Raw genomic sequence first — 16,558 nt, forward strand, 5'->3', positions numbered from 1 at the left:
ATGGCGTCCACTGTGCCGGATCGTCGCTCCGGAGGTCACCTCACGGTCGTCCCGTGGTCGTGTGTCGCGTTCTCGTCACTCTTTCCCTGCCCGGAGGAGTCGTCCGAGCCGGAATTCGACCCCGCGCCGGAGCCCTGCTCCGAGCCGGAATTCGACCCCGCGCCCGAGCCGGAGTCCTGGCCGGGGGCCGTGGCGCCCGGCGACGGCGGCGCGGACGTGCCCGGCCAGGTCGGCGCGCCCCCGGTGGGCCAGGTGTAGCCGTCGGTGTCGACGGGGTCGGTCGTGGCGGCCGGGGCGGACTGCCCGTGCGCGAGCACCCGGCGGCAGTAGTCGGCGATCCGCTCCTTGCGGCCCGCCTCCCCCTGGAGCCGGGCGACCAGCCACGGATCGGCGTGCCCGCCGTGCCGGGTGGCCTGCGTATAGCCGCGGCACAGCGCCTTGAGCACGGCCTGGTGGTTCCTGTCCGACGGCTTGTACGGGCCGGGGTGGTGCGGGGCGCGCGGGTCGCCGTGCCGGTGTCCCCCGTCGTCCCCGGTGGGGGACGGCGAGGCGGTGCGGGGCGCGTCGGTGCCGGGCGCGGGCGGGGAGGTCGTGCGCGGTACGGCGGCGCCCGGTCCGTCGGCGGTCCCGCCGGTGCCACCGGCGGCGAGGGGACCCGCGTGGAAGGCGCCGCCGCGGAAGGGTCCGGGCAGCACGCCGGTCCCGGCGGCCACGGCCACCCCGCTCACCGCGAAGACCGCGACCAGTCCCCCGGCCAGCGCCTTCGCGGACCGCCCCGACACCACCAGCCGCCGTCCCTCGTCGGCGCCGCCGGTACGGCGCGCGGCCCGGAAGGCGGCCAGCGCGGCCTGTTCGCGCTCGGGGTCGACCTCGGTGTCCCCGGACGCGGCCGTCAGCAGCCGCAGCAGTGTGAAGAACCGGGCGTCGGCGACCTCGTGGAGGGTGCCGGGTTCGGCGGGGCACTCGCCCTTGGTGACGACGCTCAGCAGCCGTTCGGCGGTCACCGGGTCCGGCCAGGTGCCCACGTCACGTCCGTCGTCCATCTCACGCCTCCCCGGCATCGTCACCCACCACCTCGTCGGCGCCGCCGCGCCCCGGCCCGTCCGCGCCCGCGACCCGTCGGCGTCCGACGACCGCCGGCCCGCCCGAGTCCGTACACGCGATGTCCGTGCGCGCGGTTTCACCACGCGCGATGTCCTTACCTCCGGCGCCCGTACCGGCCGGGTCCGTGACGTCCGCGTCCGTAGTGCCGACCTCCCCGCCGGATTCCGCGGGCGCCACCGCGCGTTCGCGCGGCTCGCGGGCTCCGGCGCCCAGCTGTTGGGCGAGGCGGCGCAGGCCGCGGTAGGCGGCGGTGCGTACGGCGCCGGGGCGTTTGCCGAGGACGTCGGCCGCCGCGGGTGCGCTCAGGCCGATCACGACGCGGAGCAGGACGGCCTCGGCCTGGTCGCGCGGGAGCGCGGCGATCAGGGCGAGCGCGCGGGCGGTGGACAGATTGTCGAGGGCGGTGCCCGCGGAGTCGGGCACGGGGACCGGCTCGGCCGCGGCGGGGTCGAGGACGGTGGTGCGGGGGCGGGACTTGAGCCGGCGTATGTGGTCGAGGGCGCGGTGCCTGGCGATGGTGGCCGCCCAGCCGCGGAAGGCGGCGCCGTCACCGCGGAAGGCGTGCAGGTCGCGGACGATGTCGTGCCAGGTGTCGGAGGCGATGTCGTCGGCGTCGTCGCCGACCAGGCCGCGCAGGTAGCCGAGCAGCATCGGCTGCACCTCGCGGTAGACGACGGTGAACGCGGCCTCGTCCCCGGCTCTCGCGCGGGTCACCGCGCGGCCGAGTTCCCCGCCGTCCGTCCCCGCGCGCCGTCGCGTACCGGCCCTGACCACCGCGTCCTCTTCGTACGTCGCGGCACCGCGCACCGTGCCCATGCCCCCGGAGCGGCCGGACCCCCGGGGTTGCCGTCCCGTCTCGTACAGCGTCGCGGCCCCGGCAGGTGTCACCGCGGACCCCGTCCGGCGCGGGACGGCTCGGCGGTGCGTCGTTCCGGGTGCGGGCGTACCGGGCCCGCGCCCGTGGGACCTGCGAACCGGCGGGCGCGGCCGGGGGGCGGACCGTACTGTGTGCGCGCCGGACCGTGCATACCGCCTCCGCTCAGCGAGCCGACCGCTCCTGGTGGGCGGTACGTGGCTCTACTCCCCACAGCGCCCACAGCGGCGAAAGCGTCACTCGCGCCCCATACGCCACGACCGGCGGACGGTCGCCTTCCGGTCCACGGGAGCGGGCGGCGGCGGAGCGGGGGCTCGGGTGGGCGCGAGTGGGCCGGGGTCGGACGGGCGGGGGTCGGACGGGCGGGGACGGGAAAGCGCACGGCCGCCTTCCCCGCCCTGCCGCGAGCGGGGAGAGCGCGGTGGCGGGGAAGGCGGCCGGCGGCATCAGTGCGGCAGCAGCGGCGGGTTGGCCCGGCGGACCAGTTCCAGCGCCTGCTGGGTGAACCACGCGCCCGCCGCCGGGTCCGCGTAGCCGCGTTCCGGGTCGTTCGGGCCCGCGGTGCCGCGGGTGCACTGGCCGTCGGACTCGCCCGGGATCTTCACCCAGAGCTTCGCGTCGGCCAGCGGGTCGCCGGTGTTCAGGGTCGGCCTGGCCCCGAGGCCGCGGCCGGGGGGATTGCACCAGTCCTGCGCGTCGGTGTAGACGCCGGACGGCGGGGTCCAGGGGCCCTGGCCGTTGCGGCTGGTGTCGGTGACGAAGTGCTTCATGGCGGACGGCGCGGTGTGCACGTTCGCGGTCAGCCAGGTCTGCGCGTCGTTGACCGGCCAGTACTGGTTGGGGCAGGCGGCGGTGTCGCCGCCGCCCGCCGCGTAGGCGAGGCAGGACGAGATGAGCTTGCCGTACCAGGCGAGTTCGCTGTCCGAGCGGTAGTTGGAGATGTTCAGGTAGAAGCCGGTGGCGTCGCCGACGCCCGCCTCCACCAGCCGGGGGACGATGTCGTTGACGTTGTGCCAGCCGCTGTGGCCCGCGTCCAGGTAGACCTTGGTGCCCGCCTGCGGCTCCAACGCCTCGACGGCGTAGTGGATTTCGTCGTAGCGCGCGGCCGTGAGGGTGCCCTGCGCGTCGTCGGCGCCGCAGTCGGACGGGAGCAGCGCCAGCGAGTCGGGTTCGAGGATCACTGTGGCGGGCTGCGCCCCGATGCCGCGCTTGACGGCGTCGATCCACGCCTCGTACTCGGCGGTGTTGGCGGCGCCGCCCGCCGAGTACTGGGCGCAGTCGCGGCCGGGGATGTTGTAGAGCGCGAGCACCGGCAGCGCGTGGCGGCGGGCGGCGTCGGTGACGGTCTTGTGGACCGAGCTCTCCACCTGGGCGGGTGTCCCGTCGCCGTACCAGACGGCCTGCGGGGTCAGGGTCATCGCCAACACCCCTGCCGCGTCCCGGAATTGCCCGTGCCGCAGCAGGTCCAGGATCTGCCGGTTCCCGTCCGCGTTGGCGGGCGGGGTGTAGAGCGCGGCGGGCGGGCGCGGGGCGGGGTTCGTGCCGTGACCGGTCGTCGCGTGCGCCGGGGCGACGGCGACGGCGGCCAGCGCGGCGGTGGCCGTGGCGGCGGTGACGAGCGTACGGGCGGTACGTGCGCGGACGCGTGCGGGCATGCGGGTGGACTCCTCGATACGGCGGGACGGAGTGCGGGCGCTGTCCGGGCGACGCTGAGTGGGAGCGCTCCCATGAACGGCTAGGGGAATTAACTCCTCATAGCGCGGCGCCGTCAATCCCCTGTGCGGGCTTCAAGAAATGAAGCCCGCACAGGAGCGGGGACCCGGCACAGGCGCGAGCCAGGAACCCTACTTGAGCGCCCCCGTCACCAGATCGATTCGCCAGAACCGCTGGAGCGACAGGAAGAGCGCGATCACGGGAACGACCGACAGCAGCGTGCCGGTCACCACCAGCGAGTACAGCGACGCCTCGTCGGCGCCGTGCCGCAGCAGGCTGTACAGCCCCACGGTGAGCGGGAATTTGTCGTCGCTGGTGAGCATCACGTACGGCAGCAGGAAGTTGTTCCAGATTGCGATGAACTGGAGCAGGAACACCGTGACCAGGCCGGGGCCCATCAGCCGCAGCCCCACGGTGAAGAACAGCCGGGCCTCGCCCGCGCCGTCGATCCGCCCGGCCTCAAGCAGCGAGTCGGGCACCGCGGCGGCGGCGTAGATCCGGCACAGGTAGATGCCGTACGGGTTGAACAACTGCGGGAGCAGCACGCCGATCAGACTGTCCGTCATGCCGACCTTGGACAGCAGCAGATACTGCGGCACGGCGAGCACGACCTGCGGCAGCAGCACTCCGGCGAGGATCGTGTTGAACAGCGCGGTACGGCCGCGGAAGGCGTATTTGGCCAGCGCGTATCCGGTGGCGGCGGAGACGAAGGAGGCGAGCAGGCCGCCGACCGCCGCGTAGAAGAAGCTGTTGAGCATCCAGCGCCAGAAGATGCCGTGCTGATAGTCCGTCAAGTCCCTGATGTTGCGCAGCAGTCCGAGGTCGGGCGAGGGGACGTAGGTGGCGGTGGAGAAGAGTTTGGTGCGGGATTTGGTGGCCGCGATCAGGATCCAGAGCGTGGGCACGACGCAGTAGAGCGCGCCGAGGACGAGCGCGGCGGTGGGGAGGAACGCGATGCGGGGGCGGGGGGCCGGGGTGCCGCGCTCCTGGCGCTCGCGCGGCGGGGCGCCCGCGGGCGCGGTGGTCACGGTGGTCACTTGGCCTCCCGCTGGACCCGGGACTGGATGACGCGCGCGGTCACGAAGGAGACGGCGAGCGCGGCGACGGTCAGGACGACGGAGGTGGCCGCCGCCGCGTGGATGTCGGAGTTGCCGAAGGCGTCGTCGTAGATCTTCATCAGCGGCACCCAGGTGGAGGAGACGGCGTTGGACAGCGGCTTGAGGGTGTTGGGCTCATTGAAGACCTGGAGCGCGGCGAGCACCGTGAACAGGCAGCACATCACCACCGCGGGCATGACCAGCGGCACCTTGATCCGCAGCACGATCTGCCACTCGGTCGCGCCGTCCAGCCGCGCCGACTCGTGGAGTTCGGCGGGCAGCGCGCGCAGCGCCGTGTAGATCACGATCATGTTGAAGCCGACCGCGCCCCACACCGCCACGTTGGCGACCGAGAAGAAGACCGCGGTCCGTCCGAAGAAGTCGACGTGGTCGCCGCCGATCGGGCTGGTGGCGGGCAGGTAGAGGAAGCCCCACATCAGCGAGGCGATCACGCCGGGGACCGCGTACGGCAGGAAGATCGTCAGCCGGGTGATCCGCTTGAGCCGGGTGCGTTCCATGTCGAGCAGCACCGCGAACAGCAGCGCGAGGAACACCGTCCCCGGCACGGTGATCGCGCCGAGCGCCAGCATCCGCGTGACACCCGACCAGAGGTCGGAATCCCCCAGCACGTCACGGTAGTTGGCCAGGCCCGCCCATACGGTGTGGGTGCCGCCGCCGAGCAGCCCGCCGTTGACCTTGCGGCGCTGGAAGCTGAGCAGCAGCGCGTAGACCCCGGGGGCCACGACGAAGGCGGCGAAGAGCAGGACGGCGGGCAGGACCAGCAGATACGGGAACCGGCCGGTCCTGCGCGCGGTGGTCGTCTGACGCTCCATCAGCCGACCGTGAATCCGAGCTTCTTCATGTCCGCGACGGTGGCGCTCTGCATGGCGTCGAGCGCGCCCTTGAACGAACCGCCGCCCTGGAGCGCCTTGCTGAAGTTGTCGGTGTAGCCGGTGAAGGTCACGGTGACGTCGGGTCCCCACATCGGGAAGCTGCGCGCGGCCGGTGCGACCTTCTTGACCTGCGCGTAGAAGTCCGGCTGGTTCGGGAAGAACGCGGGCGCGGCCTGGAGCACGGGCAGCGAGCGGCCCGCGGTGGCGGCGGGATAGACGTTGATCTGCTTGACCTGCTCGGTGACCGCCGCGTCGTCGGTGTTCAGCCAGGACGCGAACGCGGCGGCCTCGGCCGGGTGCCGGGAGTCGCTGGTGACGGTGGTGGCGGAGCCGCCCCAGATGCCGGTGGCGGGGTCTCCGGCCGTCCACGCGGGCAGCGGCGCGACCGCCCACTTGCCCTTGGTGGCGGGCGCGATGCCGCCGATCTGCGCGGGCGCCCAGGCGCCGGAGATCCAGGTGAGCAGCGTCCCGTCGTTCATCTGCTTGTTCCACTGCGGGCTGAACGACGGATTCTTGGCGATCACGCCGTCGTCGACCAGGCCCTGCCAGTAGTCCGCGACCTTCACCGTGGGCGCGCCCGCGATGTCGACCTTCCAGGTGGTTCCGCTGGTGGTCCACCAGTCGGCGCCCGCCTGCTGCGCGAGGCCGGTGAACCAACCGGGGTCCGCCGCGTCGAAGTTGGTCAGATACGCCTTGGGCGCCTTGGCCCGCAGCGTCCTGGCCGCCGCCGCGTACGCGTCCCACGTCGTCGGTACGGCCAGGCCGTACTTCGTGAACAGGTCGGCGCGGTAGAAGAGCATCAGCGGGGCGACGTCCTGCGGGACGCCGTACACCTTGCCCTCGAACACCGTGCTCTTCAGGGTCGGTTGGTCGAATTTCCCGACGGTGTCCTTGGTGTACTCGGTGATGTCCCGCACGACGCCCTTGGAGACCAGCGCGGGCAACGACTGGTACTCGACCTTGGCGATGTCCGGACCGTTCTTCGCCTCGTGCGCGGTGATCATCTTGGCGACCAACTGGTCACCGCCCGCCGGGTTGGAGAGCTTCACGTGGATCTCGGGGTGCGCCGTGTTCCACTTGGCGACGACCTTGTCCATGTTCGGGTCCCAGTCCCAGAAGGACAGTTCGACCTTGCCCTTCCCGCTCGGCTCCTGGCCGGACTTCTTGTCCGATCCGCCGCCACAGGCAGCCGTCGTCACCAGCAGCCCTGCCGCCACCAGCACAACGGCGGCTCTTGTCCGTGTCACGCCCATGGGGTGGTTCCTCAGCTCTCGTCGGTGGCGGGCGCGGTGGCCCAGTCGGGAAGGTTCAACGGCGTGCGCTGGAGGCCGATCCACTGCCGCCGCGTGAAGCCGGGCATCTGGTTCTCCGCGCCGTGCCTGGCGTGCGCGTCGTTGACGTGCACCTCGCCCGCCGCGAGCCGCTCCGCGACGGACAGACCGCGGATCAGATCCCGCGTGAAGACCGAATTCATCAGCATGGGAAGGCCGTTGGTCAGCGCCACGGCCTCCTCCTCGGTGTCGACCACCGTCACCGGGATCACCGGCCCGAAGACCTCCTCCCGGAACGCGGGCATCCGCGGCGTCACCCCGGTCAGCACCGTCGGCCGGTAGAACAGCCCCTCGTACGTGCCGCCGGTCACCAGCCGCGCGCCCATCGCCAGCGACGGCTCCACGATCGTGCGGTGCAGCCGGTCGAGCTGCGTCCGGCTGATCAGCGGCCCCAACGCGTTCCCCGCGTCGAACGGGTCCCCCACCTTCAGCGCCGCCGCCCGCCGCACCACGGCCTCCACATACGTGTCCGCGACGGCCCGCTGCACGATGTGCCGACTGGCGCTGATGCACGTCTGCCCCTGGAACTCCAGCGACGCCACCATCGCGCAGTCCGCGGCCAGTTCCACATCCGCGTCGTCCAGCACCACGAACGCGTTACTGCCGCCCAACTCCAGCCGGATGTCCCGCAACTCCCCCGCCGCAGCCCGGCTGATCGCCAGCCCCACCTCCCGCGACCCGGTGAAGTCCAGCATGTCCACCCCCTGATGCCGCGCCAACGCCCACCCGGCCTCGGGGCCCTCCCCCGTCACCACGTTCAACACCCCGCGCGGCAGCCCCACATGCTCGGCCGCCTCCGCCAGCACCTGCCCGCCGATCACCGGCGTCAGCTCCGCCGGTTTCAGCACCACCGTGTTCCCGAACGCCAGCCCCGGCGCCACCGCCCGCATCGCCAGATTCATCGGGTAGTTCCACGGCGTGATCAGCCCCAGCACCCCGAGCGGCACCACCCGCGACAGCGACAGCTTCCCCGCCTTGTACGGCGGCAGGATCTCCCCCGCGTTCTCGCTCACCTGCACCGCCGACAAGGCGAGCTGCCGCACGCTGGTCCCCACCTCGTCCTCGGCCTTCGCCCTCACCCCGCCCGTCTCCCGCATGCTCTGCTCGACCAGCTCCCCGAACCGGTCCTCCAAATACCGCCCCAACTCCCGCACATACCGGCCCCGTTCCGGCGCCGCCAGCCCCGCCCACGCCGGCTGCGCCGCCCGCGCCGCCGCCACCGCCCGGTCCACGTCCTCCGCCGCCCCCAGCGCGTACCGCCCGATCTCCCGCCCCGTCGCCTTCTCCTCCACCACCCCGCTCCTCCGCGACGCCGCCGCCACGAACTCGCCGTCGATGTACAGCCGACCGTCTCCGGGATGCGAGGGCATACGTTCTCCAAGGAAGGGGGTACCGAAATGAGCCGCCTTTTTCTTGGACTTAAACTAAGTAGCGACCGATCACCGGTCAATCCGTCGCACACAACTTTTTCCCGGACCCCACATCCCCCAGCCGGTTCCCCACCAGCTCACCGCCCCGCCCCGGGGTTCGCCGCACGGGTGCCCCTGCGCGAGGGGCTGCGCCCCTACGGCACCGCTGCGCAGGTGGGTTCGCCGCACGGGTGCCCCTGCACGAGGGGCTGCGCCCCTACGGGACCGCTGCGCAGGTGGGGTTCGCCGGTAGCCAGCGAGCCAAAGGCGGCGCCGGTGTCGAAAGCGACGATGAGCAGGGAGCGAGGAACGAGCGACCGTCGAAGAGGAGCGTCGACACCGGATCTAAGCCGCCGGAGGCGAGAGGGCGGCAAAAAAGGGGAAGGACGGTGAGCCGACGCAAGGCGGCTCCCACCCACGGTTCGCCGCCACGCTGAGCTCACCCAAGACCCCCTACCCCCCCGTCAACACCCCGTGCACCGGCAGCGTCGCCGCCCCCAGCGCCACCGCCTCCGGGCCCAGGCGGCCCAGTTCCACCGCCGTGCCCGCCGCCAGGTAGTCGAGCGTGTGGCGGCGCATCGCGTCGCGTACGGCGGGGAGCATCGTCGGGCCCATGGCGCCGCTGACCCAGCCGGAGAGGATGACGCGGTCGGGGCTGAGCAGATTGATCAGGTTGGCGATGCCGATGCCCAGGTACTCCGCGGTCCAGCGGACCGTGTCGGCCGCCGGGCCCGGCCGGGAGGCGGCGGCGACGAGCGCGGCGACGCGCGCCTCGGTGCCGACGCCGGGGAGTTCGGGGGCGCCGGGGACGCGCCCGTAGTGGCCGAGGATGGCGTCGGCGCCGACGTACGCCTCCAGGCACCCGTGGGAGCCGCAGCGGCACGCGGCGCCGCCCGCCTCGACGACGGTGTGGCCCCACTCGCTGGTGGTGCTGGTGACGCCGCCGGGCGAGCCGGTGGCGACGGCGGCGCCGACGCCGACCGCGAGCAGCGCGACGATGGCGCGTTCGGCGCCCCGGCCCGCGCCGCGCCACATCTCGGCCTGGCCGAGCGTGCGGGCGCAGTTGTCGAGGTGGAGGGGCGCGGCGATGTGCGGCCTGAGCAGGGCGTCGAAGGGGACGTCCGACCAGCCGAGGGTCGGCGCGTGGACCGAGCCGTCGGGCAGGACGGCGCCGGGCACGCCGACGCCCACGCCGAGCAGGGTGCCGGTGTCGACGCCCGCCTTGGCGGTGACCTCCTCGATGCCCGCCGTCACGAGCCCGGCCAGCACCGCGGGGTCGGGCCGTCCGGTGTCCATCGGGTAGGTGGCGGTGGCAAGGGTGTCGAGCGTCCAGTCGAAGAGCCCGACCTGGACGTGGGTCTCGCCGATGTCGACCCCGGCCACCTGCCCGTATCCGGGCCGCACTTCGAGGAGCGTGCGGGGACGGCCGCCGTCGGAGACGAGCAGTCCCGCCTCGGCGACGAGGCCGTCCGCGACCAGGTCGGTGACGACGTTGCTGACGGTGGCGGAGCTGAGCCCGGTGGCGCGCATCAGGTCGTAGCGGCTGGCGGGGCCGTGCAGATAGAGCCGGGTCAGCACCGATGTGCGGTTGTGCCGACGCAGGTCCCTCGTCGTCCGGCCCACGTCGCGCGTCACCGGGCTCCCTCCACGATGTCGGTCGGACACGGCACCCCCGGGAGAGCGCAGTACAGGGCACATAGTGCCAGATCACCCACTCTCCGCTTTGGGGAGCACTCCCCAGGAACCAAGACATCGGATGCTTACGGGTTAACTCACCCCTTCCCACCGACCCGCGGCCGTCCTTGGACCACTCCTCACACCCGTCCCGTCCCCCGGTAGAGGTCGAGTTCGCCGTCCAGTTCCACGGCCAGCACGGTGGCGTGCTCGTCCACGTCGCCCGCCGAGGGCGCGTCGATCCACAGCACTCCCGGTACGTCGTGCAGGCCGCCGGTGACCTCGTGGCCGAGTTCGGCACCGGTGCCCACCACGGTCACGCGGCGTACGGCGTTGCGCAGGCCGCGCAGTGAGACCGTCTCACGCGGGGCGTCGAAGCAGGTCAGGTAGAGGGTGCGGCGGTCGGCGGAGAGGGTGCTCGGACCGTAGTGGTGACCGGCCGGGAGTCCGGCGACGGTGCCGTAGACGGCGGCGGAGTGCCGGGCGATCCAGTCGCCGAGCCCTTCGAGGCGGGCCGCCTGCTCCGCGGTGATCGTGCCGTCCTCGCGCGGGCCCACGTCCAGCAGCAGGTTGCCGCCCGCGCCGATCGTCTCGGTGAAGTAGCGCACGAGCTGGCCGACCGACTTCTGGTGGTCGTCGTGGCCCTGGTAGCCCCAGGAGTCGTTGACGGTCAGGCACAGCTCCCAGGGGCCGTCGGGGGCCTGGAGCGGGACGCCCTGCTCGGGGGTCGCGTAGTCGCCGCGGCTGAACATCCGGGCGTTGAAGACCGTCTCGGGGTTGACCGCGAGGACGGCGTCGGCCAGCGTGTCGATACCCCACTGCTCCTCGGCGCGCTCCCACTCGCCGTCGAACCACAGCAGGTCGGGGCGGTACCGCTCGGCCAGTTCCACGACCTGGGCGTCGCGGTAGCCGAGGTAGCGCCGCCAGGCGGCGGGGTCCTCCGCGCCCGGTGCGGGGGCGCTGAGCGGGTTGTCGTTGACGGCGGCCTGGAGCGGGTCGGGGTCGGGGTGCCGGACGGACGGGTAGTCGGGGTGCGACCAGTCGGAGTGGGAGTAGTAGAAGCCGACCTTGAGCCCTTCGGCGCGCAGCGCGTCGGCGTAGCCGCCGAGCAGGTCGCGACCCGCGGGGGTGTCGCGGGTGACGGACAGGCCGTCCTCGCGGGCGGTGTCCCACAGGGCCACGCCGTCGTGGTGACGGGCCGTCAGCACGGCGTAGCGGGCGCCGGCGCGGGCGAACAGCCGCGCCCAGTCGTCCGGTTCGTACGCGGCGGCGGTGAACCCCGCGAGCTGCTTCATGTACCGCTCCCGGGTGACCTGCCCGGTGTAGAAGGACCACGACTCGGGGACGCCGTCGACGGCGTAGATCCCGTAGTGGATGAAGATGCCGAGCTTGGCGTCGGCGAACCAGGGCTGCATGGGCATGGGGCGCGTCCTCGCGAGACGATACATCGGATGTGTTGCCGGGACGCGTTGACCTTACGGTTCGCCGGTCCGGGCAATCAATCCCCCTCAGGATCCCTCAGGAACCCCCAGGCTCCACCTGATCAGGACCGGGCCGGAGTGTGCCCGGGGGACGCCCCCGACTGTCAGGTGAGGGGGGCGCCCCGGTCTCGGTGCGTTCTCTCAGAACGCCAGTGGCGCGGAGAGCGGCAGCCGGGCGGCCGTGGGCCCGGCGTACAGCGTGTACGGGGCCGGGCGGCTCCGCCAGCGTCCTTCCGCGGGTGACCACCGCTGGAACGACCGTGCTGCCACGTGAACTTCCGCCACGACATCCTCACCGGGCTCGGCCCGGACCGCGGTAAATCCGGCCAGTCGCGGTCCACCGTTGTCATAGTCGCCGTCGGGCCCGGTGCCGAGGTAGACCTGGACGACCTCGCGGCCGGCACGCGCCCCGGTGTTGCGCAGCGCGACCCGTACCACGATGTCCCGTTCCCCATCCTCACCTGCGGCTTCGCCGTGGCCCGAGGTCTCCTCCACCGCCTCGGGCACGTCCAGCAACCGGTAGTCCCAGGTGGTGTAGCCGAGCCCGTGACCGAACCAGTACGCGGGTTCCGCGCCCGCCCTGCGCCACGCACGATGGCCGATATACGGCCCTTCCTCGTACGGCAGCACTCCGTCGGCGGGAGTGGTGGACGGCAGGGGCGCGCCCTCGGCGAGTCCGGCCCAGGTGGTGGGCAGCCGCCCGCCGGGCTCGGCGTGGCCGAACAGTACGTCGGCCAGGCCGTGTCCGGCCTCCTGGCCGGGGAACCAGCTCAGCAGCACCGCGGGGACGCTCTCCCGCCAGGGCAGTTCGACCGGTCCGCCGGAGTTGACGATCACCACGGTACGGGGGTTGGCGGCGGCGACCGCGGCGACGAGTTCGTCCTGGCGGCCGGGGAGCGCGAGCGACGTACGGTCGAAGCCCTCGCTCTCGATCTCGTCGGTGGTGCCGACGACCACGACGGCCACGTCCGCGTCGCGGGCCAGCGCCACGGCCTCGGCGATCGACTCGTCCTCGTCGCGGCGCGGCGGGTCGGCGGCCAGCGCGACCGCGAAGCCGTCGTCCGCCTCCCAGTGCCGGGTGGCGACCAGCAGCAGTTCACCGCCCGCCGTCACCTGCCGGGACGCCACCCGGAAGGACGGTGTGACATGGACATATGTGGGGTCCCGCGATTCGGGTCGCACATAGGTGTCGATCAGCGTCTCGCCGTCCGCCCGCAGGGTGACCGCGCCGAGGCCGACGACGGCGAACCGCCACTCCCCCGTGACATCCGGTGTGACCAGGGCGCTGACCTCGACGGCCGCCGCGGTGGCGGCGAGTTCCGGCGCGTCGCCCGACTCCAGGATCCGGCCGCTGAGCCGGTGCTCGGCGTGGATCTCGGCGCCGTCGGCGGCGAGGTAGCGGACCAGGACGCCGGGTGCGCCGCTGCGCGGGTCGCGGGAGTTGCCGCTGTGCAGCGGGGTCGGGCGGGTGGTGAGGACGACGCCCTCGGCGTGCACGACCTCGGCGCTGTCGCCGACCGCGTCCCTGATGCCGTCGAGCGGCGAGACGACCTCGATCGGGAAGACGCCCGCGCTGCCGCCGCCCTGGACGCGCGCGGCGGCGGCGTTCGGGCCGAGTACGGCGATCCGCGGCGGCCCGCCGTCCGGACCGTCCTGGCCGGTCCCTCGTCCGGGGGCCGGGTCGAGCGGCAGCAGCCCGCCCTCGTTGCGCAGCAGGACGCTCGCGGCGGCGACCGCGCGGCGCAGCAGGGCGCGGGCGTCGTCGGACACGACCGGCGCGGCGGTCGCCGGAGGGGTCGCTCGTGTTTCGCCGTGGGCTTCCAGGGGTGACAAGGTCCCCTGGAAGCCCTCCAGCGCACCGACCCGTGCGGCGAGCCGCAGGAATCGGCGGACCTTGTCGTCGATCACCGTCTCGGGCACCCGGCCCTCGCGGACCGCCGCCACCAGCGGCTCGCCCCACAGCGGGTGCGGCCCCGGCATCGCGAGGTCCTGCGGGGCGAGCGCCGACTCCTCGGTGGACCGGACCGCGCCCCAGTCGGAGACCACGACCCCGTCGAAGCCCCAGGTGCCCTTGAGCGGTTCGGCCAGCAGCGGGCTCTCGGACATGGTGACGCCGTTGACCGCGTTGTACGCGGACATCACCACCCACACGCCCGCGCGCACCGCGGCCTCGAAGGGCGCCATGTACACCTCGCGCAGGGTGCGTTCGTCGACGCGGGCGTCCAGCGTCAGACGTTCGGTCTCCGAGTCGTTCGCCACATAGTGCTTGGCGGTGGCCGCGACGCCGCCGGCCTGGACGCCGCGGATGTACGCGGCGGCCGTGCGTCCGGTGAGCAGCGGGTCCTCGGAGTAGCACTCGAAGTGCCGTCCGGCCGCCGGGGTCCTGTGCAGGTTGAGGGTGGGGGCGAGCATGATGTCGATCCGCTTGCGGCGGGCCTCCGCGGCGAGCAGACCGCCCAGTTCGGCGACGAGTTCCTCGTCCCAGCTCGCCGCGAGCGCGGTCGGCGACGGCAGGACGAGCGCGGTGTCGCGTTCGTCCCAGCGCTCGCCGCGTACGCCCGCGGGCCCGTCGGACACGCCCATCTCCCGCAGGCCGACGGCCGGTTCGCCCTGCGTCCTGAAGGAACTGGCGCCGGAGAGCAGCCGGACCTTGGCGGGGAGGTCGAGCTTGGCGACGAGCGCGTCCAACTCCGCGTCGGACGGGGCGGGTTCCGCCTCCGACGCGGGCTGTGACGCGGACCCCGGCGCGGGCCCCGACCCGTTCCCCGACGCGGGATCGGACAGCGTCGCGGGCCCGGGAAGGGGCAGGGACTCGGACTCGGGAGTGATCATGGTCATCCCTTCATGGCCCCCTGCATGATGCCGTCCAGGATTTGACGGCCCATCAGCAGGAAGACCGCGATGATCGGCAGGCTGGAGACGAGCGCCCCGGTGAGCACCAGGGAGTAGTCCTGGATGTAGCCGCTGGCCAGTTCGGACAGCGAGAGCTGCACCGTGGGGTTCTGCTGGGTCATGACCACCTTGGGCCAGTAGAAGTCGTTCCAACTGGCCATGAAGGTGAGCATGCCGAGCACCGCCATCGCCGGGCGGGCGGCGGGCAGTGCGATGTGCCAGTACAGGCCCCGGGTCGTGCAGCCGTCCATCCGGCCCGCGTCGAGCAGTTCGTCGGGGATGGCCGTGACCAGGTACTGCCGCATGAAGAACACGCCGAAGGCGTTGGCGGCGGCGGGCACGATGAGCGCCTGGAGGTGGTTCGCCCAGTGCAGCCAGTTCGCCATCATGATGTAGAGCGGGATGATGCCGAGCTGGGTGGGGACCATCATCGTCGCCACCACGGAGCCCAGCAGCGGACTCCGGCCGGGGAACCGCAGCTTGGCGAAGGCGAATCCGGCGAGCGTGGAGGTCAGCACCACCGAGACGGTGACCGTGCCGGCCACGATCAGCGAGTTGACCAGGGCCAGTTGCATGTCGGCCTGATCGAACGCCCGGCGCAGGTTGGACAGGAGGTGGCTGCCGGGCAGCAGCGCGGGCGGCACCTGGCTGAGCGCGGCGTTGTCCCGCGAGGCGGCGACCAGCGTCCAGTACAGCGGGAAGACCGAGAGTCCGACGACGACGGCGAGCGCGACGTAGACGCCCTTGCCGGCCGAGAGCTGACGGTCCCGGCCGGACCGGCGGCGGGGGCGCTTGGTGAGCGGCAGGGTGGTCATGCGGCCTCGACTCCCTTCATGCGGCGGGCCAGAAGGAAGTTGACGGCGACGATCACGACGATGACCAGGAACATCGCCCAGGAGATCGCGGCGCCGTAGCCGTATTTGAACTTCCCCCAGAACTGGTCGTACGAGTACAGCGCCATCGTCTGGAACTGGTGCTGCGAGCCGCCCGCCATCGGGGTCTGGCTCGCGCTGAACAGCAGTGGCTCGCCGAACATCTGGAGCGCGCCGATGGTCGAGGTGATGACGGTGAACAAGATGGTGGGGCGCAGCACCGGGATGGTGATGGACCTGAACTGCCGCCACCGGCTGGCCCCGTCGATCGCGGCGGCCTCGTACAGCTCGAAGGGGACGGCCTGCATCGCGGCGAGGTAGATCAGCGCGTTGTAGCCGGTCCAGCGCCAGGTGACGATGGTGGAGATGCCGATCCAGGAGGACCAGGTGCCCGCCTGCCAGTCGGTGTGCGGGACGCCGAAGAGGCCGAGGAACCAGTTGACCAGGCCGAAGTCGCGGCCGAAGAGCTGGACGAAGATGATCGTGACGGCCGCGACCGAGGTGACGTTGGGCAGCAGCACGCCCATCCGGATGAAAGTGCGGCCCCGCAGGCGGTAGTTGAGCAGGTGGGCCAGGCCCAGCGCGAGCAGCAGTTGCGGGACGGTGGAGAGCACGCCGATGCCGAGGGTGTTGCGCAGCGCGTTCCAGAAGAACTGGTCGTGCAGCAGAGTGCGGTAGTTGTCGAGGCCGACGAAGGTGTGCCTGCTGCCGTCGGTGTCGGCCCGCCAGGCGGTGAGCGACACATACGCCGTGTAGAGCAGCGGGAACAGGCCGAAGACGCCGAAGACGAGGAAGAACGGCGAGATGTAGAAGTACGGCGACAGGCGCCGCTCGGCCCGGTGCCAGCGGGCCCCCTTGGCGGGGGCGAAGTCGGGCGCCGTCTTTCCGGGCGAGGGATTGTCCTGCGAGGCGGCGGGCGGGGTGCCGGTCGAGACGGCCATGCATCTGCTCCTGGTTGGTGGCCGGCGGGGGTACGCGGTGGGCGGGGAGTGGGAAGGGTGCGCAACCCCCGCCGGCCCGTCGAGTGGCGCGAGCGGCCCGGAACGGGAACCTCGGGGCGGTCAGGAACCCGGAGGATCTGAGGACCTCACGTTCGGGGCCGGCTCCCGTCGTGCCCCACCGTCCGCGCGGCCCGCTCGGGATGGACGGCACGATGTCCCGGCAGCGCACCGCCATCCGCCCGGTGCACATCGCGGAGATCCTGGCCAGTACGCGGGA

General features: G+C 72.5%; 11 protein-coding genes and 1 pseudogene. All 12 read right to left on the reverse strand.

Annotated features, from left to right (window positions below):
- Positions 1-35 precede the first annotated feature (35 nt).
- Positions 36-1,043: a hypothetical protein gene (locus tag ABZX65_RS29885; protein WP_355346793.1), complete on the reverse strand. Its 1,008-nt coding sequence runs from the start codon at positions 1,041-1,043 to the stop codon at positions 36-38.
- Between the two features lie 268 nt (positions 1,044-1,311).
- Positions 1,312-1,878: pseudogene (locus tag ABZX65_RS29890) on the reverse strand (RNA polymerase sigma factor); the annotation flags it as partial.
- A gap of 546 nt (positions 1,879-2,424) precedes the next feature.
- The gene (locus ABZX65_RS29895; RefSeq protein WP_355346796.1) at positions 2,425-3,633 is read right to left on the reverse strand and encodes a glycoside hydrolase family 6 protein; all 1,209 of its coding nucleotides are present in this window, start codon (positions 3,631-3,633) and stop codon (positions 2,425-2,427) included.
- A 189-nt stretch (positions 3,634-3,822) separates the two neighbouring features.
- Positions 3,823-4,719 carry a carbohydrate ABC transporter permease gene (locus ABZX65_RS29900; RefSeq protein WP_355346834.1) on the reverse strand — a complete coding sequence of 299 codons (897 nt, stop codon included), beginning with the start codon at positions 4,717-4,719 and terminating at the stop codon, positions 3,823-3,825.
- A 5-nt stretch (positions 4,720-4,724) separates the two neighbouring features.
- Entirely contained in the window at positions 4,725-5,621 is an 897-nt protein-coding gene (locus ABZX65_RS29905; protein ID WP_355346799.1) for a sugar ABC transporter permease, read from the reverse strand.
- Complete coding sequence (locus ABZX65_RS29910; RefSeq protein WP_355346802.1) at positions 5,621-6,928, reverse strand: sugar ABC transporter substrate-binding protein; 1,308 nt, start codon at positions 6,926-6,928, stop codon at positions 5,621-5,623. Before ABZX65_RS29910 ends, ABZX65_RS29905 begins: the two co-directional genes overlap by 1 nt.
- A gap of 17 nt (positions 6,929-6,945) precedes the next feature.
- Positions 6,946-8,382 carry an aldehyde dehydrogenase family protein gene (locus tag ABZX65_RS29915; RefSeq protein ID WP_355346805.1) on the reverse strand — a complete coding sequence of 479 codons (1,437 nt, stop codon included), beginning with the start codon at positions 8,380-8,382 and terminating at the stop codon, positions 6,946-6,948.
- A 492-nt stretch (positions 8,383-8,874) separates the two neighbouring features.
- The gene (locus ABZX65_RS29920) at positions 8,875-10,056 is read right to left on the reverse strand and encodes an ROK family transcriptional regulator (RefSeq protein WP_355346808.1); all 1,182 of its coding nucleotides are present in this window, start codon (positions 10,054-10,056) and stop codon (positions 8,875-8,877) included.
- A gap of 179 nt (positions 10,057-10,235) precedes the next feature.
- Positions 10,236-11,516 (reverse strand): alpha-L-fucosidase, encoded by a 1,281-nt coding sequence (locus tag ABZX65_RS29925; protein WP_355346810.1) that lies wholly within the window; start codon positions 11,514-11,516, stop codon positions 10,236-10,238.
- A 201-nt stretch (positions 11,517-11,717) separates the two neighbouring features.
- Positions 11,718-14,408 (reverse strand): glycoside hydrolase family 3 C-terminal domain-containing protein, encoded by a 2,691-nt coding sequence (locus tag ABZX65_RS29930; protein WP_355346813.1) that lies wholly within the window; start codon positions 14,406-14,408, stop codon positions 11,718-11,720.
- 2 nt (positions 14,409-14,410) lie between these two features.
- Entirely contained in the window at positions 14,411-15,283 is an 873-nt protein-coding gene (locus tag ABZX65_RS29935) for a carbohydrate ABC transporter permease (protein WP_188285249.1), read from the reverse strand.
- Complete coding sequence (locus ABZX65_RS29940) at positions 15,280-16,281, reverse strand: sugar ABC transporter permease (RefSeq protein WP_355346817.1); 1,002 nt, start codon at positions 16,279-16,281, stop codon at positions 15,280-15,282. The genes ABZX65_RS29935 and ABZX65_RS29940 overlap by 4 nt, the downstream gene beginning before the upstream one ends.
- Between the last annotated feature and the right edge of the window lie 277 nt (positions 16,282-16,558).

Origin of the sequence: Streptomyces sp. NPDC003300, from assembly GCF_040610915.1 — a bacterium.
Lineage (GTDB): Bacteria > Actinomycetota > Actinomycetes > Streptomycetales > Streptomycetaceae > Actinacidiphila.